The 25451-nt window shown below is 70.0% G+C and carries 24 protein-coding genes; 9 read left to right on the top strand and 15 right to left on the bottom strand.

Annotated features, from left to right (window positions below; translation table 11 throughout):
• Positions 1-17: 17 nt before the first annotated feature.
• The 8 genes from hisF to hisD are packed head-to-tail and all read right to left on the bottom strand — an operon-like array spanning position 18 to position 5739.
• Complete coding sequence (gene hisF, locus KCH87_RS19425) at positions 18-773, bottom strand: imidazole glycerol phosphate synthase subunit HisF (protein ID WP_210587419.1); 756 nt, start codon at positions 771-773, stop codon at positions 18-20.
• On the bottom strand, positions 770-1168 hold the full coding sequence (locus KCH87_RS19420; RefSeq protein WP_210587418.1) for a RidA family protein: 399 nt from the start codon (positions 1166-1168) through the stop codon (positions 770-772). Before KCH87_RS19420 ends, hisF begins: the two co-directional genes overlap by 4 nt.
• Complete coding sequence (priA, locus tag KCH87_RS19415; protein ID WP_210587417.1) at positions 1165-1890, bottom strand: bifunctional 1-(5-phosphoribosyl)-5-((5-phosphoribosylamino)methylideneamino)imidazole-4-carboxamide isomerase/phosphoribosylanthranilate isomerase PriA; 726 nt, start codon at positions 1888-1890, stop codon at positions 1165-1167. The genes KCH87_RS19420 and priA overlap by 4 nt, the downstream gene beginning before the upstream one ends.
• A complete protein-coding gene (hisH, locus tag KCH87_RS19410; protein WP_210587416.1) occupies positions 1887-2528 on the bottom strand; it encodes an imidazole glycerol phosphate synthase subunit HisH in 642 nt (213 codons plus the stop codon). The genes priA and hisH overlap by 4 nt, the downstream gene beginning before the upstream one ends.
• A complete protein-coding gene (locus tag KCH87_RS19405; RefSeq protein ID WP_210587415.1) occupies positions 2525-2689 on the bottom strand; it encodes a hypothetical protein in 165 nt (54 codons plus the stop codon). The genes hisH and KCH87_RS19405 overlap by 4 nt, the downstream gene beginning before the upstream one ends.
• A gap of 4 nt (positions 2690-2693) precedes the next feature.
• Positions 2694-3287: an imidazoleglycerol-phosphate dehydratase HisB gene (gene hisB, locus KCH87_RS19400; RefSeq protein WP_210587414.1), complete on the bottom strand. Its 594-nt coding sequence runs from the start codon at positions 3285-3287 to the stop codon at positions 2694-2696.
• Complete coding sequence (locus tag KCH87_RS19395) at positions 3284-4390, bottom strand: histidinol-phosphate transaminase (protein ID WP_210587413.1); 1107 nt, start codon at positions 4388-4390, stop codon at positions 3284-3286. The genes hisB and KCH87_RS19395 overlap by 4 nt, the downstream gene beginning before the upstream one ends.
• Positions 4387-5739, bottom strand: coding sequence for a histidinol dehydrogenase (gene hisD, locus KCH87_RS19390; RefSeq protein WP_210587412.1), 1353 nt, complete (start codon positions 5737-5739; stop codon positions 4387-4389). The genes KCH87_RS19395 and hisD overlap by 4 nt, the downstream gene beginning before the upstream one ends.
• Positions 5740-5897: 158 nt before the next feature.
• Here hisD and KCH87_RS19385 point away from each other — a divergent pair, with 158 nt between their 5' ends.
• From KCH87_RS19385 to ybaK, 3 genes are all read left to right on the top strand, one after another.
• On the top strand, positions 5898-7475 hold the full coding sequence (locus KCH87_RS19385) for an oxidoreductase (protein ID WP_210587411.1): 1578 nt from the start codon (positions 5898-5900) through the stop codon (positions 7473-7475).
• A 73-nt stretch (positions 7476-7548) separates the two neighbouring features.
• On the top strand, positions 7549-8289 hold the full coding sequence (locus KCH87_RS19380; protein WP_210587410.1) for an LON peptidase substrate-binding domain-containing protein: 741 nt from the start codon (positions 7549-7551) through the stop codon (positions 8287-8289).
• Between the two features lie 16 nt (positions 8290-8305).
• A complete protein-coding gene (ybaK, locus tag KCH87_RS19375; protein ID WP_210587409.1) occupies positions 8306-8809 on the top strand; it encodes a Cys-tRNA(Pro) deacylase in 504 nt (167 codons plus the stop codon).
• Positions 8810-8966: 157 nt separating this feature from the next.
• On the opposite strand, the gene KCH87_RS19370 is transcribed toward ybaK, so the two are convergent.
• The 4 genes from KCH87_RS19370 to KCH87_RS19355 form a co-directional block, all read right to left on the bottom strand.
• Entirely contained in the window at positions 8967-9659 is a 693-nt protein-coding gene (locus tag KCH87_RS19370; RefSeq protein WP_210587408.1) for an AAA family ATPase, read from the bottom strand.
• Between the two features lie 34 nt (positions 9660-9693).
• Positions 9694-10515 (bottom strand): ABC transporter permease, encoded by an 822-nt coding sequence (locus KCH87_RS19365; RefSeq protein ID WP_210587407.1) that lies wholly within the window; start codon positions 10513-10515, stop codon positions 9694-9696.
• Between the two features lie 220 nt (positions 10516-10735).
• Positions 10736-11707 carry an ABC transporter ATP-binding protein gene (locus KCH87_RS19360; RefSeq protein WP_210587406.1) on the bottom strand — a complete coding sequence of 324 codons (972 nt, stop codon included), beginning with the start codon at positions 11705-11707 and terminating at the stop codon, positions 10736-10738.
• Positions 11708-11814: 107 nt separating this feature from the next.
• Positions 11815-13032 (bottom strand): NYN domain-containing protein, encoded by a 1218-nt coding sequence (locus KCH87_RS19355; RefSeq protein ID WP_210587405.1) that lies wholly within the window; start codon positions 13030-13032, stop codon positions 11815-11817.
• Between the two features lie 224 nt (positions 13033-13256).
• Here KCH87_RS19355 and KCH87_RS19350 point away from each other — a divergent pair, with 224 nt between their 5' ends.
• Entirely contained in the window at positions 13257-13421 is a 165-nt protein-coding gene (locus KCH87_RS19350) for a hypothetical protein (protein ID WP_210587404.1), read from the top strand.
• An 84-nt stretch (positions 13422-13505) separates the two neighbouring features.
• Here KCH87_RS19350 and dnaE read toward each other — a convergent pair whose 3' ends face one another.
• Positions 13506-17048, bottom strand: a complete 3543-nt coding sequence (dnaE, locus tag KCH87_RS19345) for a DNA polymerase III subunit alpha (RefSeq protein WP_210587403.1) — start codon at positions 17046-17048, stop codon at positions 13506-13508.
• Between the two features lie 203 nt (positions 17049-17251).
• Here dnaE and KCH87_RS19340 point away from each other — a divergent pair, with 203 nt between their 5' ends.
• The 4 genes from KCH87_RS19340 (at position 17252) to KCH87_RS19325 (ending at position 21995) form a co-directional block, all read left to right on the top strand.
• Entirely contained in the window at positions 17252-18577 is a 1326-nt protein-coding gene (locus KCH87_RS19340) for a DUF2252 domain-containing protein (protein WP_210587402.1), read from the top strand.
• Between the two features lie 68 nt (positions 18578-18645).
• Entirely contained in the window at positions 18646-19338 is a 693-nt protein-coding gene (locus tag KCH87_RS19335; protein WP_210587401.1) for a hypothetical protein, read from the top strand.
• 86 nt (positions 19339-19424) lie between these two features.
• Positions 19425-20234 carry a thioredoxin domain-containing protein gene (locus KCH87_RS19330; RefSeq protein WP_210587400.1) on the top strand — a complete coding sequence of 270 codons (810 nt, stop codon included), beginning with the start codon at positions 19425-19427 and terminating at the stop codon, positions 20232-20234.
• A 99-nt stretch (positions 20235-20333) separates the two neighbouring features.
• Complete coding sequence (locus tag KCH87_RS19325; protein ID WP_210587399.1) at positions 20334-21995, top strand: alkaline phosphatase; 1662 nt, start codon at positions 20334-20336, stop codon at positions 21993-21995.
• A 7-nt stretch (positions 21996-22002) separates the two neighbouring features.
• Here KCH87_RS19325 and KCH87_RS19320 read toward each other — a convergent pair whose 3' ends face one another.
• Positions 22003-22575 carry a dienelactone hydrolase family protein gene (locus KCH87_RS19320; protein ID WP_210587398.1) on the bottom strand — a complete coding sequence of 191 codons (573 nt, stop codon included), beginning with the start codon at positions 22573-22575 and terminating at the stop codon, positions 22003-22005.
• Positions 22576-22655: 80 nt separating this feature from the next.
• On the opposite strand from KCH87_RS19320, the gene KCH87_RS19315 reads away from it, so the two are divergent.
• Positions 22656-23771: a mechanosensitive ion channel family protein gene (locus tag KCH87_RS19315; protein ID WP_210587397.1), complete on the top strand. Its 1116-nt coding sequence runs from the start codon at positions 22656-22658 to the stop codon at positions 23769-23771.
• 82 nt (positions 23772-23853) lie between these two features.
• On the opposite strand, the gene KCH87_RS19310 is transcribed toward KCH87_RS19315, so the two are convergent.
• Complete coding sequence (locus tag KCH87_RS19310) at positions 23854-25440, bottom strand: Na+/H+ antiporter (RefSeq protein WP_210587621.1); 1587 nt, start codon at positions 25438-25440, stop codon at positions 23854-23856.
• Positions 25441-25451 lie beyond the last annotated feature (11 nt).

The raw sequence follows: 25451 nt of genomic DNA, 5'->3' as shown, positions 1-25451 counted from the left end.
GAGAGCGAAAGCTCGAACTACCGTACGGGGTGCCCCGCCCCCCGCAACGTCCCCTTCACCTCACCGATCCGCAGATCGCCGAAGTGGAAGACGGACGCGGCCAGCACCGCGTCCGCGCCCGCCGCGATGGCGGGCGGGAAGTGGGCCAGCGTGCCCGCCCCGCCGGAGGCGATCAGCGGCACCGTCACGTGCTTGCGAACAGCCTCGATCATCTCGATGTCGTAGCCGTCCTTCGTGCCGTCCGCGTCCATCGAGTTGAGCAGGATCTCGCCCGCGCCCAGCTCGGCGGCCCGGTGCGCCCACTCGACGGCGTCGATGCCGGCGCTCTTGCGGCCGCCGTGGGTCGTGACCTCGAAGCTCCCGGACGGAGTCCGCCGTGCGTCCACCGACAGGACCAGGACCTGCCGGCCGAAGCGCTCGGCGATCTCGCGGATCAGTTCCGGCCGGGCGATCGCCGCCGTGTTGACGCCCACCTTGTCGGCGCCCGCCCGCAGCAGCTTGTCCACGTCCTCGGCCGTACGGACGCCACCGCCGACCGTGAGCGGGATGAACACCTGCTCGGCGGTGCGGCGCACCACGTCGTACGTCGTCTCGCGGTTGCCCGACGACGCGGTGATGTCCAGGAAGGTCAGCTCGTCGGCGCCCTCGGCGTCGTACACCTTGGCCATCTCGACGGGGTCGCCCGCGTCGCGCAGGTTCTGGAAGTTGACGCCCTTGACGACCCGGCCGTTGTCCACGTCCAGGCAGGGGATGACTCGTACGGCCAGGGTCATGCTGCGGTATCTCCTCGGAACGCCTCCACCTCGACCTCGACGACCAGACTGGGGTCCACGAAGCCGGAGACGATGATCATGGATGCGGCGGGCCGAACGGCGTCGAACAGCTCCTTGTGAGCGCGTCCCACATCGTCCACGTCCCGGGCATGGGTGATGTACATACGCGTGCGTACGACGTCGTCCCGGCCGAGACCCAGCTGCCCCAGCGCCGCGAACGCGACGTTGAAGGCGTTGACCGTCTGCTCGTACGGACCGCCGCCGGCAATCTCCCCGTCCACTATGGACGTGCAACCGGACACCAGCACCAGGCCGTTCGGCAGCTCCACCGCGCGGGAGTAGCCGAAGGCCTCCTCCCAGGGCGCACCGGTCGTGACACGCCGTACGTCGCTCACCGGGCTACCGCCTCCAAGGCCTCTTCCAAGGTGAACGCCTTGGCGTACAGGGCCTTCCCGACGATCGAACCCTCGACGCCGAGAGGTACGAGCTCGGCGATGGCCCGCAGGTCGTCCAGCGAGGACACGCCTCCGGAGGCCACGACCGGGCGGTCCGTCGCCGCGCAGACGTTCTTCAGCAGCTCCAGGTTCGGGCCCTGGAGCGTGCCGTCCTTCGCGATGTCGGTGACCACGTACCGCGCGCAGCCCTCCTCGTTGAGGCGCTCCAACGTCTCGTAGAGGTCGCCGCCGTCACGGGTCCAGCCGCGGCCGCGCAGGGTCGTGCCGCGTACGTCGAGACCGACCGCGATCTTGTCACCGTGCTCGGCGATGACCTTGGCGACCCAGTCCGGGGTCTCCAGCGCGGCGGTACCGAGATTCACCCTGGTGCAGCCGGTCGCGAGGGCCGCGGCGAGGGAGGCGTCGTCGCGGATACCGCCGGACAGCTCCACCTTGATGTCCATGGCCTTCGTGACCTCGGCGATCAGATCACGGTTGTCGCCCGTGCCGAACGCGGCGTCCAGGTCGACCAGGTGCAGCCACTCGGCGCCGGAGCTCTGCCAGGCGAGGGCGGCCTCCAGAGGGGAGCCGTAGGAGGTCTCGGTCCCGGACTCGCCGTGCACGAGGCGGACGGCCTGGCCGTCGCGGACGTCGACGGCGGGGAGGAGTTCGAGCTTGCTCACAGTGTTCCGATCCAGTTGGTGAGGAGCTGGGCTCCGGCGTCGCCGGACTTCTCGGGGTGGAACTGCGTCGCCCACAGCGCGCCGTTCTCCACGGCGGCCACGAAGGGCTTGCCGTGCGTCGACCAGGTGACCTTGGGCGCGGCCATCGTCGGGTTCTGCACTTCGAGGTGCCAGTCGTGGACGGCGTAGGAGTGCACGAAGTAGAAGCGCGCGTCCGTGTCGAGACCGGCGAACAGCTCGGAGCCGGGCGCGACGTCCACGGTGTTCCAGCCCATGTGGGGCACGATGTCGGCCTGGAGCGGCTCGACCGAACCGGGCCACTCGTCGAGGCCCTCGGTTTCCACGCCGTGCTCGATGCCGCGCGCGAACAGGATCTGCATGCCGACGCAGATGCCCATGACGGGACGGCCGCCGGCGAGGCGACGGTCGACGATCCAGTCGCCGCGGGCCTCGGTCAGCCCCTTCATACAGGCCGCAAAGGCCCCGACGCCGGGCACCAGCAGCCCGTCGGCGTTCATGGCCCTGTCGTAGTCACGGGTGATCTCGACATCGGCCCCGGCGCGCGCGAGGGCACGCTCGGCCGACCTCACATTGCCGAAGCCGTAGTCGAAGACGACCACGCTCTTGGGTGCGCTCAATTCCACACCTCCAGTCTCACGACACCGGCGAGAAGACACATCGCGGCACCGATGGAGAGCAGCACGATGAGGCCCTTCGGCATCTGCTGCTTGGCGAAGGAGATGATGCCGCCGACCAGGAAGAGCCCGACGACGATCAGGACCGTGGAGAGACCGTTCATGGCTTTACAGCGCACCCTTCGTGGACGGCAGGATGCCGGCGGCGCGCGGATCCTTCTCGCTCGCGTACCGCAGCGCCCGCGCCAGCGCCTTGAACTGGCACTCCACGATGTGGTGGGCGTTGCGCCCGTACGGCACGTGCACGTGCAGCGCGATCTGGGCCTGGGCGACGAAGGACTCCAGGATGTGCCGGGTCATCGTCGTGTCGTACTCGCCGATCATCGGCGCCATCTTCTCGGGCTCGGTGTGCACGAGGTACGGGCGGCCACTGAGATCCACCGTCACCTGGGCGAGCGACTCGTCCAGGGGGACCGTGCAGTTGCCGAACCGATAGATCCCCACCTTGTCGCCGAGCGCCTGCTTGAAGGCGGCGCCCAGCGCGAGGGCGGAGTCCTCGATGGTGTGGTGCGAGTCGATGTGCAGGTCGCCCTCGGTCTTCACGGTCAGGTCGAACAGACCGTGCCGGCCGAGCTGGTCGAGCATGTGGTCGTAGAAGCCGACGCCCGTGGAGATATCCGTCTTCCCGGTGCCGTCGAGGTCGATCTCGACGAGAACCGAGGTCTCCTTCGTGACTCGCTCCACGCGTCCTACGCGGCTCATCCGTTCTGCTCCTTCTTCAGTTCACGTACCGCGTCGAGGAACGCGTCGTTTTCAGCGGGGGTTCCGGCGCTGACCCGCAGCCACCCCGCGATGCCGTTGTCCCGGACCAGGACGCCCTGGTCGAGGATCCGCTGCCAGGCCGTGTGGGAGTCCTCGAACCGGCCGAACTGCACGAAGTTCGCGTCGGACTCGACGACTTCGTAGCCGGCCGCCCGCAACTCGTTCACCAGCCGGTCCCGCTCGGCCTTCAGCTGCTCGACGTACTTCAGCAGCGTGTCGGTGTGCTCAAGGGCCGCAAGCGCGGTCGCCTGGGTGATCGCCGAGAGGTGGTACGGCAGCCGTACGAGCTGGACGGCGTCGACGACGGCCGGGTGCGCGGCGAGGTAGCCGAGGCGGAGTCCGGCCGCGCCGAACGCCTTCGACATCGTCCGCGAAACGACGAGATTCGGCCGACCTTCGAGCAGCGGCAGCAGCGAGTCGCCGTGGCTGAACTCGATGTACGCCTCGTCGACCACGACCATCGACGCCTTCGCCGCCTGCGCGGCCTCGTACAGCGCGAGGACCGTCTCGGGCGGAACGGCGTTGCCCGTGGGGTTGTTGGGGGTGGTGATGAAGACGACGTCCGGCCGGTTCTCGGCGATCGCCTTCCCGGCGGCCTCGGCATCGATCGTGAAGTCGTCGCCCCGCGGGCCCGAGATCCAGCCCGTCCCCGTGCCGCGCGCGATGAGCGCGTGCATCGAGTACGACGGCTCGAAGCCGATCGCGGTACGGCCTGGGCCGCCGAAGGTCTGGAGCAGCTGCTGGATGACCTCGTTGGAGCCGTTGGCCGCCCAGACGTTCGCCGGGCCGACCTCGTGACCGGAGGTGTCGGTCAGGTACCTGGCGAGCTGAGTGCGCAGCTCGACGGCGTCCCGGTCCGGGTAGCGGTTGAGGTTCCGGGCTGCCTCGCGCACCCGCTCGGCGATCCGTTCGACCAACGGCTCGGGCAGCGGGTAGGGGTTCTCATTGGTGTTCAGCCGTACGGGGACGTCCAACTGGGGCGCGCCATAAGGGGACTTGCCGCGCAGCTCGTCCCGTACGGGGAGATCGTCGATGCCGGTCACTTGCCCTCGGGTACCTTCCAGTCGCTGTGCCCGATTTGTTCGCCTCCGGCAAAACGGGCCTTGATCGCCGCGCCGTGCGCGGGCAGGTCCTCCGCCTCCGCCAGCGTCACCACGTGATGCGCCACGTCGGCCAACGCGTCCTTCGTGTAGTCGACGATGTGGATGCCGCGCAGGAAGGACTGGACCGACAGGCCCGAGGAGTGGCAGGCGCAGCCGCCGGTGGGCAGGACGTGGTTGGACCCGGCGGCGTAGTCGCCGAGCGAGACCGGCGCCCAGGGGCCGATGAAGATCGCTCCCGCGTTCCTGACCCGGTCGGCGACTTCGACGGCCTGAGCGGTCTGGATCTCCAGGTGCTCGGCGCCGTACGCGTCGACCACCCGCAGCCCCTCGTCGATGCCGTCGACGAGGACGATCGCGGACTGCCGGCCCTTCAGCGCCGGGACGATCCGGTCCTCGATGTGCTTGGTGGCCGCGACCTGCGGCTCCAGCTCCTTCTCGACCGCGTCCGCCAGCTCCACGGAGTCCGTGACGAGCACGGCTGCCGCCAGCGGGTCGTGCTCGGCCTGGCTGATCAGGTCGGAGGCGACGTGCACGGGGTCGGCCGTCTCGTCCGCGAGGACCGCGATCTCGGTCGGGCCCGCCTCGGCGTCGATACCGATCTTGCCGGTGAAGTAGCGCTTGGCGGCGGCGACCCAGATGTTGCCGGGGCCGGTGACCATGTTGGCGGGCGGGCAGGACTCGGTGCCGTACGCGAACATCGCGACGGCGGTGGCGCCGCCGGCCGCGTACACCTCGTCGACGCCGAGCAGCGCGCACGCGGCGAGGATCGTCGGGTGCGGGAGGCCACCGAACTCGGCCTGGGCCGGGGAGGCGAGCGCGATCGACTCGACGCCGGCCTCTTGCGCGGGCACGACGTTCATGATCACGGAGGACGGGTAGACGGACCGGCCGCCGGGGGCGTACAGCCCGACCCGCTCGACCGGCACCCACTTCTCGGTGACCGAGCCGCCGGGCACGACCTGGGTCGTGTGCGTGCCGCGGCGCTGCTCGCGGTGGACGAGACGGGCGCGCCGGATGGACTCCTCCAGGGCCGCGCGGACGGCGGGGTCGAGTTCTTCGAGAGCCTTTTCGAGCGCCTCGGCCGGCACCCGCACCCGGTCGAGCCTGACCCCGTCGAACTTCTCCGCGAAGTCGATCAGCGCCGCGTCGCCCCGATGATGCACGGCCTCGCAGATCGGACGCACCTTCTCCAGGGCGGCCTGTACGTCGAAGTCGGCTCGGGGCAGCAGGTCGCGCAGGGCGGGGCCCTCGGGAAGGGCGTCGCCGCGCAGATCGATTCGGGAGATCACGGGCTCAATTCTCGCAGACCGGAGTCGGGCGTCGTTCGCACGTATCAATGGCTGATACATGACGTGGAAGATCCCCTTCACCTTTAGCGTTCGGGGCGTCACTCAGCGGGCATGAACAGTTGTACGAAACCCATCAGTAACAGGAGGAAGGGACGACTGTGACCGAGGGGGCCGGCATCCGCGCCGGAGACCTGCCGGACGATCTGACCGCCGCCGAGGCCGGCATGTGGCAGGCCTTCCGCAACGGCAGCGTGTACGACCTGAGCAGCGGCGACGCGATCGTCGACGATCCGCACGGCGGACACCCGTGGGGACCCGAGCGGACCGTGCGGGCGCGGATCGTGTGCTGGCTGCTCCTGGACGGACCGCCCCCGCTCACGGGCCGGGTGGCTTCCCTGAAGCTCACCGGAGTCCAGATCAGCGGCACCCTGGACCTCGCGGGCGGCACTATCACCCCGTATGTCGAGCTGCGCGGCTGCCGCTTCGAGCGGGAGATCCTGCTGCCGGAGGCCCGCTTCACGACCGTACGGCTGGTGGACTGCTCGGTGCCGCGCCTGGAGGCGGCGCGGGTGGCGACGGAGGGCGATCTGCATCTGCCGCGCTGCCGCTTCCACAACGGCGTACGGCTGACCGACGCGCACATCGGTACGGATCTGCTGCTCAACCAGGCCATCGTCTACCGCGACCGCAGCGGGCGCTCCATCTCCGGCGACGGCATCACCATCGGGCAGGACCTCCAGGCCGAGTTGCTCGAGTCGCACGGCGAGCTGCGGCTGCGCGGGGCCAACGTCGGCGTGTCGCTGAGCCTGCGCGGCGCCCGGCTGGCCAACCCGTACACCCGGTTCGCGCTGAACGCGCCGCAGCTGACCGTCGGGCGGACGCTGTATCTGACCCCCGCCGGTGTCGGGAGCGTGCTGCTGAGCGGGACCACGCCCGCGCGCGGGACCCGGGTCCAGCGGGTCGAGTGCGAGGGCGGGGTGCGGCTGGACGACGGGCGGTTCGGGGACTCCGTCGACTTCGAGCGGGCCCGGTTCGTCTTCACCGACGAGCAGGAGCTGTCGCTGCGCCGGGTACAGACGCCGGAGTTGCGCTTCCTCGGGGAGCGGCCGGCGCGTGGGCGGGTCGTGCTCTCGGGGGCGAAGATCGTCAACCTGATGGACCGGACGGACAGCTGGCCCGGCCCCGGGCGGCTGCACATGGGCGGCTTCGCCTACGAGAACATCGTGCCGCGCGGCCCGTTCCCGCTCGCCGAGCGGCTGGAGTGGGTGGCCGCCGCGACCGCCGAGTACAACCCGGAGCCGTACGAGCGGCTGGCCACCGTCCTGCGGGCCGGCGGCGAGGACGAGGACGCCCGCGAGGTGCTGCTGGCCAAGCAGCGCCGCCGCCGCGAGACCCTGCCGCCGGCGGCCAAGCTGTGGGGGTATGCGCAGGACCTGACGGTGGCCTACGGCTACCGGCCAGGGCGGGCGGCGGTCTGGATGGCGTTGTTGTGGGCGGCGAGTTCGGTGGCCTTCGTCCACGCCGACCATCCGCCGATCAAGTCCGGCGAGCACCCGGCGTGGAACCCGGCCCTCTTCGCCCTCGACCTGCTCCTCCCGGTCATCGACCTTGGCCAGGTGGGTTTCTGGCAGCTGCGCGGCGGCTGGCAGTGGCTGGCCGCGGCGATGATTCTGCTCGGCTGGATCCTCGCGACGACGGTGGCGGCGGGGGCCACGCGGCTGCTGCGACGGAGCTGAGGAGGTTCGCGAGCTGCCCACCAGGTGGGCGGTGGGCACGCGCGTTCTCCCGCGCCCACTAGGCTTTTGCGCCGTGACCACCGTCCGGCTTCCGCTCTTCCCCCTGAACTCGGTGCTGTTCCCGGGACTCGTGCTCCCGTTGAACGTCTTCGAGGAGCGCTATCGCGCCATGATGCGCGAACTGCTCAAGTCCCCCGAGGACGAATCGCGCCGGTTCGCCGTCGTGGCGATCCGCGACGGCCACGAGGTGGCCGCCAGCGCGCCCGGCATGCCGGACCCGACAGCCCTGCCCGATCGCGGGCCCGCGGCCGGCTTCGGCGCCGACCCCGTCAAGGCCTTCCACGGCGTGGGCTGTGTGGCCGACGCGGCGACGATCCGGGAGCGGGCCGACGGTACGTTCGAGGTACTGGCGACGGGGACGACCCGGGTGCGGCTGCTGTCGGTCGACTCATCCGGCCCGTTCCTGACGGCCGAGCTGGAGGAACTGCCGGAGGAGCCGGGCGACGAGGCGGGACCGCTGGCCCAGGGCGTGCTGCGGGCCTTCCGCCAGTACCAGAAGCGGCTGGCGGGCGCGCGGGAGCGGTCGCTGACGACCGGCGCGGAGCTGCCGGACGAGCCGTCGGTCGTGTCGTACCTGGTGGCGGCCGCGATGATGCTGGACACACCGGCGAAGCAGCGCCTGCTCCAGGCCCCGGACACCGCGTCCCGGCTGCGCGACGAACTGAAACTCCTTCGCTCCGAGACGGCCATCATCCGTAATCTGCCGTCGTTGCCGGCGTCGGATCTGACGCGCGGCCCGACGAGTCAGAACTGAACCTGGAACAGGCCGGATGGCGAAGAAGTCGAAGAAGCAGCAACAGCCCGGCGGGACACCGGCGACCGTGGCCCTGACGGTGGCGGGCGCGGAGTTCACGGTCCACGCCTACGACCACGACCCCGCGCATCCCTCCTACGGCGAGGAGGCGGCCGAGGCGATGGGCGTCTCCCCTGAGCGGGTGTTCAAGACGTTGGTCGCGGACGTCGACGGCACACTGGTGGTCGGCGTCGTCCCGGTGTCCGGCTCCCTGGACCTCAAGGCCCTGGCGACAGCGGTGGGCGGCAAACGCGCGACGATGGCGGACCCGACCCTCGCGGAACGCACGACGGGCTACGTCCGGGGCGGCATCTCCCCGCTGGGCCAGCGCAAGAAGCTGCGCACCGTGCTGGACGCCTCGGCAGCGGGCTTCGACACGATCTGCGTCTCGGCGGGCCGCCGGGGGCTGGAGGTCGAACTGTCCCCGAAAGACCTGACCGACCTCACGGACGCCACCCTGGCCCCGATCGCCCGCGCCTGACCTCTCGACGCCGGTCCCTTCCTCGGTTAAGCAGAGGGAACATGTCGAAGAAGACCCGGAAACGCAAGTGGCGCATCAAGAAGGGCCGAGCGAATCACGGGAGGCGACCGGCGTAACTCGCTGAACGACAGCAACGGGTGCCGCAGGCAACCCGGCCCTACGTCTGCGGCGCCCCGTACGACCCCTGCTGGTACGGATCCGGATCCCGCGGCCCGAACAGCGCCGTGAGCCCCAGGTGCACCACCGCCCCGGCCAGGGACCACGCCAGCAGCGCGCCCTTGGCCCCCAGCTCCAAGGGCGCGGAGAACGCAACGCCCTTGCCCACGTCCTTCGCGTGGGCGACCACATCCTGCTCGGGCCCGAGCCAGATGCCGAGCCGCCAGGCCAGCAGCGACCCGAGCAGCCCACCGACGGCCAGGCCCACCACCAGTGGCACGCCCCCACGCCGCCGTACGAGGAACACGACGAACGCACTCACCACGCCGAAGGCCAACGCCAGCAGAGCGAACGTGCCATCGACCCCGATCGCCTGCTCCCCCTCGGTGTCCTTGAGGTAGACGACCCAGCTCTTGTCGACGACGTCGCCCACCAGCGGCACGCGCGGCGCCAGCCACGCCCACAGCACCCCGAGCAGCAGCCCGCTCAGCGCCACCGCGACGGTGACGACCGCGGCTTCCCGCACTTCCGTCTTCATCCCGGGCCCGTCCTGTCCGTACCCGTACCCGACATCACGCGGCGCAGGGGCCCCGTATCCCGGCGCGGCCGGCGAAGGGCCCGCAGGCGACGGCGGCCACCCTCCGTGGGGCGGCTGTTCATGTGGCGGCGGAGGAGGCGTCAGCGGTGCGGTCACCCTGACATCGTGCCAGTCCCGCCTGTGCGGCGCGTCACCGGACGGCCGCTCGACGGTACGCCCAGGTGGCGACGGCCAGCGACACCACGCCCACGACTCCGCAGACGGCGAGGTCACGCAGCACGAAGGCCCAGTCCGGATGCGGCCCGAACGTACGCGCGAAGGCCTCGACCCCGTACGTCGACGGCAGCAGATCGCGGGCGAACTGCACGAACCCCGGCATCCGGTCGGCCGGCAGCACGCCAAGGAGCAGCGCCGCCGACATCCCCAACTGCCCCAGCACCGTGGCCAGTTCGGGCCGCGGCGCAAGCAGCCCGAGGGCCGCGCCGAGCCCGGCGAGCGCGGCACCGGCGAGCGGGATCACCGCCACCAGCACCCACAGATGCGACAGCGGCAGCCCGAACAGCACGCACCCGAACACCGCCGTCACGACGGTCCCCGGCACGGTGAACGACGCGTACGCGCCCGCCGCCCCCAGCACCACCGCCGCGGGCGGCACGGGCAGCGTCGCGTAGTGGTCGAGCCCTCCGCTGGCCCGCAGCTGCCCGAAGTACTGGGCCAGCAGGTTCAGCGCGACGAACGCCACGACCAGCACCGACGCCCCGGCCACCACGGACCAGGCCTCGTCACCGCCGTCCACGACTCCGCGCATCAGGATCATGATCCCGATCGACTGGAAGGTCGCCACGAACAGCAGCGGGATCCGCGCGACCCGCGCCCGGGACAGCTGCGCCCGGTACACGGCGGCGAGCGAGGGCCACAGCCGCGCCCGCGGCCCGAGCTCGGCCGCCCCGTCGGCGGCCTCCTCCACGCCCAGGGCACCGCCCGGCAGAACATCGGCGGATACGACAGTCACGTCGAGCTGCTCCCCTTCGTACGGCCTACTCCGGCTCCGGGGCCTGTTGAAGTCGGCTGCGGTTCGGCAGCGCCCCGCAGGGGCGCGGGGAACTGCGCGACCGGCCACAACGGGCCCGCAGGCGATCGACGGCCCATCGCTGCCCCGCGGCGGAGCCGCAAACTGACACAGCCCGCGGAGCGCTTAGCTCCGTCCCATACGGATACGACGGCCCACGCACTCATGCCTTCACCAGCCCTTTCGGATTGCCGCCCAGGGCCAGATACACGTCCTCCAGGCTCGGCGTGGCGAGCGTGAAGTCGTCCAGGGCCGTGAAGGCGGCCCCGCCGGTGACCGTGGCGACGGCCACCCGGGCCTCCTCGGGCGCGAGCCGCAGCGTCCAGCGGCGCCCGGACTCCACGGCCCTCTCCCGCAGCGCGGCGACCTCGGGCACCTCCAGCGGCGCCCGGTCGCGCCACACCAGCTCGACCCGCACTTCCCCGGCGACCTGTTCCTTGAGCCCGGCGGGGGTGTCGCAGGCGATCACGCGTCCCTGGTCGAGGACGGCGACCCGGTCGAGGACGGTCTCGGCCTCGATGACGTTGTGGGTGACCAGCAGGACGGTGGTGCCGCGTTCGGCCCGGCGCCGGTCGACGGCGGACCACACGGCCCGCCGGGCCACCGGGTCCATGCCGCTGGTCGGCTCGTCGAGCACCAGCAGCGGCCGCTCCCCCACCAGCGCCGCCGCGAAGCACGCCAGCCGCCGCTGCCCGCCGGAGAGCTTCCGCAGCGGCCGCCCGGCGAGCGGCGTCAGGCCCAACTCGTCCAGTACGTCGTCCCGCTCGGCCCGCGCCTGCCGCACCTCCAGCCCGCGCAGCCGCCCGGTGGTCTCGACGGCGAGCGACACGGTGAGTTCGTCGAGGGCGGTGGACTCCTGCCCGAGGTAGGCGAGGATGCGTGCGGCCCGCTCCGGATGCCGCACGATGTCGTGCCCGAGGATCTCCACGCTGCCGCTGTCCGGCCGCATCAGCCCGGTGAGCTGTCGTACGAGGGTGGTCTTCCCGGCCCCGTTCGGCCCGAGCAGCCCGAAGATCTCACCCCGCCGGATGTCCAGCCGTACCTCGTCCGTTGCCCTGACCTCGGGCGTCGCGGGAACCCCGCGCCGGCCTCTTACCGCCGGATAGGTCTTGGTCAGCCCGCGAACCGCGCACACGACATTCCCACCGTGCCGAAGTGCCTGTCCCGCGCGCGTACTCACAAGGGATGAGAGTACGGGGTCGACCGCCTCCGCTCGCCCTTGGGGGCGGCGTATGTGCCGTTTCACTCCCCCGCGGGAGCGTGTTCCGCCGCCGTCCGCACATCGATCTCCCGCCAGAACCCGGCGCGGATCGCATACCGGTCATGCTCGTCGATCTGATCGTCCTTGTGCGCGAGCAGCCCGAACCGGGCGGCGTACCGCAGCAGCTCCCCGTCGATCCGGTGCGGAACCCGCGGATACATCCCCGACAGCTTCTGTAGGTGACTCTGGTCCCCGAGCCGCTCCATCCATCGCCGCGCGAACACCTGCCCCACCTCGTACGGATCCCCGCCGACCGTGGTGATGTCCTCCTCCCGGTCGGCCCACCGCTGCTCCGCCGTGGTCAGCTGCGCCAGCGTCGGCATCGAGGCGACCTCGGGCGGCTCGGCCGCGCCGCCGGGCCGGTCGACCCACCCTTTGTCGGAGGACCACCGCAGCGTCGCGCTCGCGGGCTGCCGGTCGGTCTGGGTGCCGGGGGCGCGCAGTGCGGCCAGGTCCTTGGGGGTGGGCACACCCTTGGGTGATGGCACCCGCTCCTGCGTGCCGTTCTCGGAAGCGGCGGCCGCCGGGGGGTGCTCCCGCTCCTCGGTGGGCCGCTCGCCCGAGGAGGGCGCCGACTCCGGCAGCGGCGCGGAGAGGATCGCGGCGATCTCGGGCCTCGGCGCCGGGGGCGGCGCGCAGATCCCGCCGAGGTCCTTGGCCCGTACCGCCTTGGTGATCCAGGTACGGTCGAGCACGCGCCGCTCGTCGGCCTCGGCGACCAGGTCCTCGGACTGGTTGTAGTCCCCGTCGGCGGCCTGTACGGCCCACAGGTGTACGGCGACCCCGTGCTCCTTGGCGGCCATCATGCCCGGCAGCAGATCGCCGTCGCCGGTGACCAGGACGATGTCGGAGCAGGCGCGGTTACGGGCCAGCTCGGTCAGCTCGGCGTGCATCGCGGCGTCGACGCCCTTCTGGGCCCAGCGGCCGTCGCTGCGGGTCAGGGCGCCGAGCCGGACGGTGACCCGGGGCATCACGCGCAGCCTGCGGTGCTCGGGCTGCGGGACGCGGTCGGGGGCGCCGTCGAACCAGTAGATGCGCAGCAGCGGTCGTTCCGTATCCGACTCGGCGCGTTCGCGCAGGCCCTGGATGAGGGCGGTGTGGTCGACGGTGATGCGGGAACGGGAGGGTTCTCCGGCGAGAAGAGAGGCGGCGGCCCCCAGCAGATACCCGGCGTCTACCAGGACGATGCAGCGGTCCACGCGATCCACCCTCTTTCCGGGAGGTTTGCTTCGGGCTTCCTTCGAGTCTGCCCGACCACGCCTGGGTTAACGGCCCGAACTCGATCTTCGGCGTGGCGTTTCGACGCATCGCTCCCCGATAAGCCCTGTCACACACGGTAATTATCCGAAATGCGTTCTTTGTCAGCCTATGTGAATCTGGTCGCGGCCCTGGCCCCTAGATCCCCCTCAGGAGGCAGATCACCATGGCCAAGAACAAGAACAAGGACCGAAAGCAGCCGCAGTCCGAGCGCGGGCAGCAGCAGGCCCAGCAGTCCTCGATGGAGGCGCAGGCCGAGCAGCGCATGTCCCAGGTGACCCCCGGCGATGTCGCGCGCAAGGGCAAGCAGAAGCGCTTCGGCCACAACTGACATCTTCATAACGGGCTGTTGCAGCCCGGGCACATGACGAGGGGCGCACCCGGCACAGGTGCGCCCCTCATTCACGACCGCGGCTCAGCCGGCCAGGCAGGACGGTCCGAGCAGCACCTTCAGATCGCCGAACAGCGCGGGATCCGGCTTCACCCGGTGCCGGTCCAGGCGCAGTACGGTCGTCTTCGTCGGCCCCTGGAGCTTGATCCGCACCTCGCTGTCGCCCCTGTGATGGCTGAGGATCTCCCCGAGGCGGCTGACCATGGGCGGGGTGATCCGGGTGGCCGGGATGGTGAGGATCACGGGCGCGTTGGTGCCTGCGTTCGACAGGTCGGGGACCTGGAGTTCCATCGCCACGAGCCGCGGCACGTCCTCGCGCTTGTCGAGGCGGCCCTTCACGAACACCACGGCGTCCTCGACGAGTTGGGTCGACACGAGCTGGTAGGTCGCCGGGAAGAACATGCACTCGATGGAACCGGCGAGGTCCTCGACCGTGGCGATCGCCCAGGCGTTGCCCTGCTTGGTCATCTTGCGCTGGAGGCCCGAGATGATGCCGCCGATGGTGACGACCGCGCCGTCCGCGTGCTCACCTCCGGTGAGCTGGGCGATGCCCGCGTCGGCCTTGTCGGACAGCACATGCTCCAGGCCGAACAGCGGGTGGTCGGAGACATACAGACCGAGCATCTCCCGCTCCTGGGCGAGCAGATACGTCTTGTCCCACTCGTCGGTCGTGAACTCCACGTCGAGTCCGAAGCCGGGCTCGCTGGTGTCCTCCTCGCCCATCCCGCCGAAGAGGTCGAACTGTCCTTCGGCCTCCTTGCGCTTGACCGCGACCACGTTGTCGATCATCGGCTCGAAGTGCGCGGTGAGGCCCTTGCGGGTGTGCCCCATGCTGTCGAACGCACCGGCCTTGATCAGTGATTCGGTGGTGCGCTTGTTGCAGGCGGCGGCCTCGACCTTGTCCAGGTAGTCGGGGAACGACGCGTACTTCCCCTTGGCCTGGCGGGACCGGATGATCGAGTCGACCACGTTCGTGCCGACGTTGCGCACGGCCTCCAGGCCGAAGAGGATCACGTCGTCGCCCTGGGCGGCGAAGTTGTGCATCGACTCGTTGACGTTCGGCGGGAGCACCTTGATGCCCATGCGGCGGCACTCGTTGAGATAGACGGCCGACTTGTCCTTGTCGTCCTTGACCGAGGTGAGCAGCGCCGCCATGTACTCGGCCGGGTAGTTGGCCTTGAGGTAGGCGGTCCAGTAGGTGACCAGGCCGTAGGCGGAGGAGTGCGCCTTGTTGAACGCGTATCCGGCGAACGGGACCAGGACGTCCCACAGGGCCTGGATCGCCGCGTCCGAGAAGCCGTTCTTACGGGCGCCCTCCTGGAAGATGGTGAAGTTCTTCGCCAGTTCCTCGGGCTTCTTCTTGCCCATCACGCGGCGCAGGATGTCGGCCTCGCCGAGCGAGTACCCGGCGACGATCTGCGCGGCCTTCTGCACCTGCTCCTGGTACACGATGAGGCCGTAGGTCAGACCGAGCGTCTCCTTCAGGGGCTCTTCGAGCTCCGGGTGGATCGGCGTGATCTCCTGCCGGGCGTTCTTGCGCTCGGCGTAGTTCGTGTGCGAGTTCATGCCCATCGGGCCCGGCCGGTACAGGGCCGAGACGGCGGAAATGTCCTCGAAGTTGTCGGGCTGCATCTGGCGCAGCAGCGAGCGCATCGGGCCGCCGTCGAACTGGAACACACCGAGCGTGTCACCGCGGCAGAGCAGTTCGAAGGTCTTCGGGTCGTCCAGCGGGAGCGAGAGCATCTCCAGGTCGATGCCCTTGTTGGACCGCACCATCTTCACGGCGTCGTCCATGATCGTGAGGTTCCTGAGGCCCAGGAAGTCCATCTTGATCAGGCCGAGCGACTCGCACTGCGGGTAGTCCCACTGCGTGATGGTCACGCCGTCGGTGTGCCGCACCCAGATCGGGGCGTGGTCGATGATCGGTTCGCTGGACATGATGACGCCGGCGGCGTGCACGCCCATCTGCCGGACCAGACCCTCGACGCCCTTGGCGGTGTCGATGACCTTCTTGACGTCCGGCTCGTTCTCGTACATCCCGCGGATCTCGCCCGCCTCGCTGTAGCGCGGGTGCGTGGGGTCGGTGATGCCGTTGAGGTCGATGCCCTTGCCGAGGACGTCGGCGGGCATGGCCTTGGTGAGGCGGTCGCCCATCGCGTACGGGTAACCGAGCACGCGCGCGGAGTCCTTGATCGCGTTCTTGGCCTTGATCTTGCCGTAAGTCCCGATCATGGCGACCTTGTCGGCGCCGTACTTCTCGGTCACGTACCTGATCACTTCGACGCGCCTGCGCTCGTCGAAGTCGATGTCGACGTCGGGCATGGAGACACGCTCGGGGTTGAGGAACCGCTCGAAGATCAGCCCGTGCTCGATCGGGTCGAGGTCGGTGATGCCCATCGCGTACGCGACGATCGAACCGGCCGCGGAGCCTCGGCCGGGGCCGACCGCGATGCCGTTGTTCTTGGCCCACATGATGAAGTCGGCGACGACGAGGAAGTACCCCGGGAACCCCATCTGGATGATGATGTCCATCTCGTACTCGGCCTGCTTCTGCCGGTCCTCGGGGACACCGTTCGGATAGCGGCGGATCATGCCGCGCCGCACTTCCTCCTTGAACCAGGTGGTGTTGGTGTAGCCCTCCTCCGGGATGTCGAACCTCGGCATGAGGTCGCGCTTCTCGAACATGCCGGTGGTGTCGATCTGCTCCGCGACCAGGAGGGTGTTGGCGCAGCCCTCCTGCCAGGCGTCCGAGGAGTCGATCGCGTACATCTCGTCCGTGGACTTCAGGTAGTAGCCGGTGCCGTCGAACCTGAAACGGTCCGGGTCGGAGAGGTTCTTGCCGGTCTGGATGCACAGCAGCGCGTCATGCGCGGTCGACTCGTGCGCGTACGTGTAGTGCGAGTCATTGGTGACCAGCGGCGGGATGCCGAGCTTCCGGCCGATGTCCAGGAGGCCGTCGCGGACCCGGCGCTCGATCTCGATGCCGTGGTCCATCAGCTCCAGGAAGTAGCGGTCCTTGCCGAAGATGTCCTGGTACTCGGAGGCGGCCTTCAGGGCCTCGTCGAACTGGCCGAGACGAAGACGCGTCTGGAGCTCACCGGAGGGGCAGCCGGTGGAGGCGATGAGGCCCTCGCTCCACTGCGAGATGGTCTCCTTGTCCATCCGCGGCCACTTCTGCAGCCAGCCCTCGGCGTACGCGTCCGAGGACAGCTTGAAGAGGTTGTGCAGGCCCGTGCTGTTCGCCGCCCAGATCGTCTTGTGGGTGTAACCACCGGAACCGGAGACGTCGTCCCGCTTCTGGTGCGGCTGACCCCACTGGATCTTGCGCTTGTTGCGCCGGGACTCGGGGGCGACATAGGCCTCGATCCCGATGATCGGGGTGACCCCGGCCTTCTTCGCGGAATGGAAGAAGTCGTACGCCCCATGGAGGTTGCCGTGGTCGGACATGGCGATATGGGTCATGCCCATTTCGTTGCACGCGTTGAACATGTCCTTGAGCCGCGCGGCACCGTCCAGCAGCGAGTACTGAGTGTGGACGTGCAGGTGCGTGAACGGCGGCTTTGACACGGCGTGGCCTCCAAGGAAAACGCTCGGCGACAGGCTGCGGACAGTCTGGGGGGACAGCGTCGAAGTCTATGCCTCGGGACTGACACTCCGCGGGCACTCCCACGTACCTTCGTGCGTTGGAAGAGGACGGACGGCACCGTCCATACGGACGTCACATCCGCCCCACATGTCACGCACCACCCCGCACCAGGAGGCACCAGGCAATGTCGGTCCCGCAGCTCAGCGCCGAGCACCGCGGCGAGGAGATCCTCACCGTCTTCGACACCGCCTTCGGCGAGCTCCTGGCCGCCGACCCGGCCGCGTTCCGGGTGAAGTTCCGGAAGATGGCGGCCTCGGCGTTCGCGTTCTACCGGGGCACGGCGTGCCTCTTCTACCACGACATGGACGCAGAGAAGCGGGGCGGCCCGTACCTCGACGAGCGCACCTCGCGCGTGTGGATCCACGGCGATCTGCACGCGGAGAACTTCGGCACGTACATGGACTCCACAGGCCGCCTGATCTTCAACGTCAACGACTTCGACGAGGCGTACGTCGGCCCCTTCACCTGGGACCTCAGGCGCTTCTCCGCCTCGATCGCCCTCATCGGGTACGCGAAGGCGCTCAGTGACGAGCAGATCAGCGAGCTGGTGTCGATCTACGCGGCGGCCTACCGCGAGCGGGTGCACGCCCTGGCGACCGGCGCCAAGAGCGACGAGGTGCCGCCCTTCACCCTGGACACCGCCCAGGGCCCGCTGCTCGACGCGCTGCGTGACGCCCGCTCGCTGACCCGCTTCGGGCTGCTCGAGTCGATGACCGAGATCCGTGACTTCGAGCGCCGCTTCGCGCCGGGCGGCGGCTCCATCGAGCTGGACGCGGCCACGCGCTACAAGGTGCTCGCCGCCTTCGACGGCTACCTGGAGACGCTGCCGGAGACCTCGCTGGCCCGCCCGGACTCGTACCGGGTGAAGGACGTGGTCGGCCGCCGCGGCATCGGTATCGGATCGGCCGGTCTGCCGTCGTACAACATCCTTCTGGAGGGCCACAGCGACGCCCTGGAGAACGATGTGGTGATCTACATCAAGCAGGCCCAGACCCCGGCCGTCTCCCGCCACATCACCGACCAGGCGATCCGCGACTACTTCCAGCACGAGGGCCACCGCACGGTGATCTCGCAGCGCGCCCTCCAGGCACACGCCGACCCGTGGCTGGGCTGGACCGAGCTGGGCGGCACGGGTCAGCTGGTCGCCGAGGTCTCGCCGTACGCCGTCGACCTGGACTGGGGCGACATCGACGACCCGGAGGAGATCGCGGCGGTCGTCGCCGACCTCGGCCGGGCGACGGCAAGCATGCACGGGGCGGCGGACGACCAGTCCGGCGAGTCCCTGGTGCCCTTCTCCACCGAGCGGGCCATCGACGCGGCGATCGCCGCCGACGAGGACGGCTTCGCGGACCTGCTGGTCGACTTCGCGCACGAGTACGGCGCACGCGCGCGTGCCGACCACCAGATCTTCGTGGACCTGTTCCGCAACGGCCGGATTCCGGGTCTGTGACGGAAGGGCCACTCACAGGGCTCCTTTAGGGGTGCCTTACAGGCCCACGTGACAGACTCTCCTCCGCTATGGACATATCCGGGACCCAGCTCAGAGCCGTACGCGCGGCGCTGTTCACGGCACTCGTCGTGACGCTCAGCACCGCGTCGCACGTGCTGCTGTCCCGGGTCCCGCTCCCGTTGAACACGGTGGCCGCGGTCGCTGCCGCCGTGTTCGTCATCGCCTTCGCACTGGCCGGCCGTGAGCGCGGGTTCGGGCGGATCGCCGCCCTGCTGATCCCGCTGGAGCTGGCCGCCGACACGGTCTTCACCACCGGCCAGCATGTCTGCTACGGCGCCGCGGGGGGCCCGGTCGCGGGCCCACTGCGCTCCGTCGGCTTCGACGTCCTGTGCGGCGACGGCACCGGGATCGGCACCCCGCTCGCCCGGGTCACGGGCGCGGGCCCCGACCGGGCCGCCGCCCTGCTGGCCCACGCCGACCCGGCGACGGCCTGGCTGCTGCTGGGCGCACACATCGGCGTCGGGCTCCTGGCCGCCGCCTATCTGCGCCGCGGCGAGCGGGCCCTGGCCCAGCTGCTGCGCGCGGTGGCGGCCACCTCGTTCCGGCCGCTGCTCCTCGCGGCCGCCGCGGTGACGGTACGCCCGGCCGCGTCGGCCCGCCGCCTGCCGCGCTCGGCCCACCGTCCGGCCATCTCCCGCGACCGGATCCTCGTGCACTCCCTGGGACGCCGCGGACCGCCGTGCCCGACCGCCTTCGCCTGAGCCTTCACGCGATCAGCCACTGAGCACCAGCAGTCCCCCATACGTATCCCGCGCACGACACGTGCGCGTCCCCAATGGAGAACCCCATGAGCAAGCGGAACAGCCAGGCCGCGAAGACCGCCGCCCGCGAGCGGCTGCGCCAGGAACGCGAGCGGCAGGCCAAGCGCAACAAGGTCAAGCGCCAGGTCATCGTCGCCCTCTCGATTGTCGGTGTCCTCGCGATAGCCGGCGGCATCAGCTACGCGGTCGTACAGGGCAACAAGCCCGGCTACTGGGAGGCCGCGAAGGACGACAAGCTCGTCAAGCCGGCCAACACCACCGGCAAGAACGGCACGACCGTCGTCATCGGCAAGAGCAGCGCCAAGAAGACGCTGGTCATGTACGAGGACCCGCGCTGCCCGATCTGCGCCCAGTTCGAGCAGGCCGTCGGCTCGACCCTCGACAAGGACGTCGAGGACGGCAAGTTCAAGGTCCAGTACGTCGGCGCCACCTTCATCGACAACGGCTCTCCCGGCGAGGGTTCCAAGAACGCGCTCAGCGCTCTCGGCGCCGCACTGAACGTCAGCCCCGAGGCCTTCCTCGAGTACAAGACCGCCATGTACTCGGCGAAGTGGCACCCGGAGGAGACGGACGACAAGTTCAAGGACGACGCCTACCTGATCGAGATCGCGAACACGGTCGACGCCCTGAAGAACAACAAGGAGTTCCAGAACGCCGTGAACAACGGCACCTACGACAAGTGGGCGCTGGACATGTCGGCCACGTTCAACGACAGCGGCGTGACCGGCACCCCGACGCTGAAGATGGACGGCAAGACGCTGACGGCCTCCGACGGCAACGTGCCCATGACGGTGGCCGACTTCAACACGGCGATCGAGGCGGCCCTCAAGGCCTGACGGTCCCGTCACGGGTCCAGTCGACCTCCAGCCGAAGAGCGGGCGAACTTTTACGAGTTCGCCCGCTCTCGTTCGTACCGATCAGTAACCTGATCGCTCGTGACCAGTCGATACAGAACTTCACAGAGCGCCAACCCGCTTGCACCGCGCCGCCGTACGGTCGTCAAGGCCGCGGCCGCCACCGCCGTTCTGGCCGGCCCGCTCGCCGCCGCGCTGCCCGCGCGAGCCGCCGCCGAGACCCCCGCGTTCCTGCACGGCGTCGCCTCCGGGGACCCGCTCCCCGACGGCGTCCTGCTGTGGACCCGGGTGACCCCAACCGCGGCGGCGATACCCGGCTCCGGGCTCGGTCCGGACACCGAGGTGAGCTGGACCGTCGCCACGGACAAGGCGTTCACGAACGTCGTCGCCAAGGGCTCCACCAAGGCGACCGCCGCCACCGACCACACGGTCAAGGCGGACATCCGCGGCCTGGCACCCGCGACCGACTACTGGTTCCGCTTCTCGGCCGACGGCACCGACTCCCCGGCCGGCCGTACCCGCACCGCCCCGGCGGCCGACGCCTCCGTCGCGGGCCTCCGCTTCGGAGTGGTCTCCTGCGCCAACTGGGAGGCCGGCTACTTCGCTTCGTACCGCCATCTCGCGGCCCGCGGCGACCTGGACGCCTGGCTGCACCTGGGCGACTACATCTACGAGTACGGCACCGGCGAGTACGGCACGCGCGGCACCGTCGTACGGCAGACCGCGCCCACCCACGAGATCCTCACGCTCGCCGACTACCGCACCCGGCACGGCCAGCACAAGACGGACGCGGATCTACAGGCCCTGCACGCGAAGGCGCCCGTCATCGCGATCTGGGACGACCACGAGATCGCCAACGACTCCTGGTCGGGCGGCGCCGAGAACCACACCGAGGGCACGGAGGGCACCTGGGCCGCGCGCCAGGCCGCCGCCAAGCAGGCGTACTTCGAGTGGATGCCGGTCCGTCCGGCGATCGCCGGCACCACCTACCGTCGCCTCCGCTTCGGCAAGCTCGTCGACCTCTCCCTGCTCGACCTGCGCTCCTTCCGCTCGCAGCAGGTCTCCGTCGGCAACGGCGACGTCGACGACCCGAACCGTACGCTCACCGGCCGCGCCCAGCTCGACTGGCTGAAGGCGGGCCTGAAGTCCTCCGACACGACCTGGCGGCTGGTCGGCAACTCGGTGATGATCTCGCCGTTCGCCATCGGCTCGCTCTCCGCGGACCTGCTCAAGCCGCTGGCCAAGCTGCTGGGCCTGCCGCAGGAGGGCCTCGCCCTCAACACCGACCAGTGGGACGGCTACACGGACGACCGCCGCGAACTCCTCGCGCATCTGCGGTCGAACGCGATCCGCAACACCGTGTTCCTGACCGGCGACATCCACATGGCGTGGGCCAACGACGTGCCGGTGGACGCCGGGACGTATCCGCTGTCCGCCTCGGCCGCCACGGAGTTCGTCATCACCTCGGTCACCTCCGACAACCTCGACGACATCGTGAAGGTCCCCGAGGGCTCGGTCTCCGCGATCGCCGCGCCGATCATCAAAGCCGCCAACCGACACGTCCACTGGGTCGACACCGACCGTCACGGCTATGGCGTCCTGGACATCACGGCCGACCGCGCGCAGATGGACTACTACGCCCTCTCCGACAAGACGAAGCAGAACGCGACCGCGTCCTGGGCCCGTTCGTACCGCACCCGCAGCGGCACGCAGAAGGTCGAGCGCACCTACGACCCGGTGTAGCGGACGCTCAGTCCAGGCTGTCGAGGAAGCCGAGCGCCACCCGCCAGGTGGCCTCGGCGGCCTCCTCGTCGTAGTCCGGAAGGTCGGGGTCGGTGTACAGATGGCCCGCCCCGGCGTATCTGTAGATCTCCACGTCGGCCCCCGCTCTCCCCATCTGCAAGTACCAGGCGCTCAGCCAGTCGTCCGTCTCGAACGGGTCCGGCTCGGCGACATGCAGCTGCACCGGCAGATCGTCCACCGAGGCGTTCGGCGCGAGGTCCGACGTGCCGTGCAGAAGCAGCAGCCCGCGTGCCTTCTCGTCGCCCAGCGCCAGGGTCTGCGCGATGGAGGCGCCGAGCGAGAACCCGGCGTACACCAGCCCCCGCTCGGAGTAGGGCGCGGCGGCCAGCACGGCCCGCTTCAGCAGCTCGTCCTTGCCGACCTCGTCCTTGTGGGCCATGCCCTCCTCGACCGTCTCGAACGTACGCCCCTCGAAGAGGTCCGGCGTCCACACCTCGTGTCCGGCGTCGCGCAGCCGGTCGGCCGCCGCGCGCACCGCGGGCCGGAGGCCAAAGGTCGAGTGAAAGAGCACGATGTTCATGAGGCCATGGTGCCAGCCGGGTACGACAACGCCGGGGGCGGCATGTTCACGACCCCGGTCGGCCGGTTACGTTCGGAGGCATGGAGAACATACTCCGCCCGCTGATCGTCATCGGCGGCTCGATCGTGCTGCCGCTGCTCATCGGCTGGGCCACCGACCTGCTGTTGCGCAAGGCGGACGAACGGCACAGCGAGACGCCGCTGTGGGGTCTGCTGCGCCGCGCCCGGATTCCCTACCAGCTCGTGCTGTGCGCGGCGATGCTCAGAGGGTCGTACGACGCGGCGAAGCTGCTGGAGGACCACAAGGTCGGCGTCGGCCGCTTCCTCACGCTGGTGCTGATCGGGTCGGCCGCCTGGCTGGTGGTCGGGATCGCCGCGGCGGTCGTCGAGACGTCGTACTCCCGCTTCGCGCGCGCCCACCACGACCCGGCCCGGGTCCGGCGGGTCCGTACGCAAGTGACCCTGATCACACGGGTGGTCGCGGCGATCGTCGGCGTGGTGGCCGTCGCCGCGATGCTGCTGACGTTCCCGGCGATGCGCGCGGCCGGCGCCTCGCTGCTGGCGTCGGCGGGCATCCTCGGCATCGTCGCCGGTGTCGCCGCACAGTCCACGCTGGGCAACATGTTCGCGGGGCTACAGATCGCGTTCGGCGACATGGTGCGCATCGGCGACACCGTCGTGGTGGACGGCGAGTGGGGCACGGTCGAGGAGATCACGCTGACGTTCCTGACCGTACGGACCTGGGACGAGCGCCGGATCACCATGCCGGTGTCGTACTTCACGTCCAAGCCCTTCGAGAACTGGTCGCGCGGCGGCGCCCAGATGACCGGCATCGTCTACTGGCAGGTCGACCACTCGGCCCCGGTGGAGGCGATGCGCGAGCAACTGCGCGACATCCTGCGCGAGTGCCCGGCCTGGGACGGCCGCCACTACGGCCTGGACGTCACGGACGCCTCCGCGAGCACGATGGAGGTACGGGCGCTGGTGACGGCCAAGGACGCGGACGACATCTGGACGGTACGCGTCAGGGTGCGCGAGCGGATGATCCGCTGGCTGGCCGAGCACCATCCGTACGCCCTGCCTCGCGTGAACACGGCGGACGCGGTACTGCCGCCGGGCCAGTCCAACGGCCGCGCTCCCCGCGAGGGCACGGCACCCCGGCGGGCCCATGAATCACCGCGCGCGTCGGACCGTTGACGCGGGTGCGGTCAGGATGTTGAGCGGGATTCCCGCGCGGTGAACGGCAAACCTGCGACCGCAAGCCACCCCCACCCACCGGTCACCGCAAACTCCGCACATCCAGCTGCCGAAGCACCCGGTCCACCACCTCGGGATCCGCCCCCGCCTCACTCCGCGCGGCCAGCACCTCATGCCGCGCCGCACTCAGCATCTCGCTCTGAATCCGCCGCACCCGCTTGACCCTCCGCACCCGCTGCTCATGCCCCTCGCGCCGCTCCTCCTCCCCCAGCCCGGGACTGATCCGCACCCCGATGTCGAAGGCCCTCCGCAGCAACTGCTCGGACAGCTCCTCCGGCAGCTCCTCCACCGCCTCGATCTCCCGAAGCCTCCGTTTGGCCGCCTTCGCCGCCCGCACGGCCAGCGCCCGCTCGAACTCCTTCTCCCGCTCGGTGTCGGCCTGCACGCCCAGCCGTTTCACCAGCCACGGCAGCGTCAGTCCCTGCACCACCAGGGTCGCCATGATCACCCCGAACGCGATGAAGACGATCTCGTCCCGATCGGGAAACGGGGCCCCGGAATCCGTCTCCAGCGGAATCGCCAGCGCCAACGCCACGGACGCCACCCCGCGCATCCCCGACCACCACATCACGACGGTCTCCCGCCAGCCCACCGGAATTTCCTCGTCGTAGTCCCGCCGCGCATGCAACCGTTTCGTGAGCCAGCTGGCCGGCAGCAGCCACAACAGCCGTACGGCCACGACCACACCCACGATCGCCGCGGCCCACCCGAGCAGCTCACCCCACCGCCCGGACGCCGTCCGGATGGCGTTGTGCAGCTCAAGGCCGATCAGCCCGAACGCGACGCCGGTCACCAGCGTGTCGACGACGTCCCAGAAGGTGTGCCCGGCAAGCCGCGTGAGCACGTCGTCGGCATCCGTCGCGTACTCGGCCAGGAACAGCGCGGTGACCAGCACGGCGAGCACCCCGGACCCGTGCAGCTCCTCCGCCAGCACATACGAGGCGTACGGCACCAGCAGCGTCAGCCCGATCTGAAGTGTCGCGTCCCCGAGCAGATCCATCAGCTTGTTCGCACCCCAGCCGAGCGCGAGCCCGACGAGGAGCGCGACGACCGCCGACAGCACCAGGTCGAGCCCGGCCTGCCAGGGCGAGAACGTGCCGCTGACGGCGGCGGCGATCGCCACGTGGTACAGCACGATCGCCGTGACGTCGTTGAACAGCCCCTCGCCCTCCAGGATGGACACCAGCCGGCGCGGCAGCCCGAGCTGCCCGGCGACGGCGGTCGCCGCCACCGGGTCGGGCGGCGCCACCAGCGCGCCCAGAGCGACGGCGGCGGCGATCGGCAGTCCCGGCACGATCGCGTTGGCGACGACGGCCACGCACACGCTGGTGACGAACACCAGCGCCACGGCCAGCAGGAAGATGGGCCTTCTGTTCGCCGCGAACTGCCGCCACGACGTCCTTCGTACGGCGGCGTACAGCAGCGGCGGGAGCAGCAGCGGGAGGATCAGGTCCGGCTCGACACTGACGTTGGGCACGAACTCCAGCAACGCGAGGACGATCCCGAGCAGCGTCATCAGCACCGGAGCCGGCAGCCCCAGCCGATCCCCGACCGGGACACTCACCACGGCCCCGAGCAACATCACGAACAGCAGGGCCAACTGATCCACGGTCAGCACTC

It is taken from the genome of Streptomyces sp. GESEQ-35 (assembly GCF_017948485.1).
GTDB lineage: Bacteria > Actinomycetota > Actinomycetes > Streptomycetales > Streptomycetaceae > Streptomyces.
This window is presented reverse-complemented; position numbering and strand designations above follow the sequence as displayed.

Excerpts from the sequence above, each read along its gene's own strand:
- KCH87_RS19350 (WP_210587404.1), top strand. The coding sequence starts at position 13,257 with ATGGCCAAGAACAAGAACAAGGACCGAAAGCAGCCGCAGTCCGAGCGC.
- KCH87_RS19320 (WP_210587398.1), bottom strand. The coding sequence starts at position 22,575 with ATGAACATCGTGCTCTTTCACTCGACCTTTGGCCTCCGGCCCGCGGTG.
- KCH87_RS19405 (WP_210587415.1), bottom strand. The coding sequence starts at position 2,689 with ATGAACGGTCTCTCCACGGTCCTGATCGTCGTCGGGCTCTTCCTGGTC.
- ybaK (WP_210587409.1), top strand. The coding sequence starts at position 8,306 with ATGGCGAAGAAGTCGAAGAAGCAGCAACAGCCCGGCGGGACACCGGCG.
- KCH87_RS19335 (WP_210587401.1), top strand. The coding sequence starts at position 18,646 with ATGGACATATCCGGGACCCAGCTCAGAGCCGTACGCGCGGCGCTGTTC.
- KCH87_RS19330 (WP_210587400.1), top strand. The coding sequence starts at position 19,425 with ATGAGCAAGCGGAACAGCCAGGCCGCGAAGACCGCCGCCCGCGAGCGG.
- hisB (WP_210587414.1), bottom strand. The coding sequence starts at position 3,287 with ATGAGCCGCGTAGGACGCGTGGAGCGAGTCACGAAGGAGACCTCGGTT.
- KCH87_RS19315 (WP_210587397.1), top strand. The coding sequence starts at position 22,656 with ATGGAGAACATACTCCGCCCGCTGATCGTCATCGGCGGCTCGATCGTG.
- KCH87_RS19340 (WP_210587402.1), top strand. The coding sequence starts at position 17,252 with ATGTCGGTCCCGCAGCTCAGCGCCGAGCACCGCGGCGAGGAGATCCTC.
- hisF (WP_210587419.1), bottom strand. The coding sequence starts at position 773 with ATGACCCTGGCCGTACGAGTCATCCCCTGCCTGGACGTGGACAACGGC.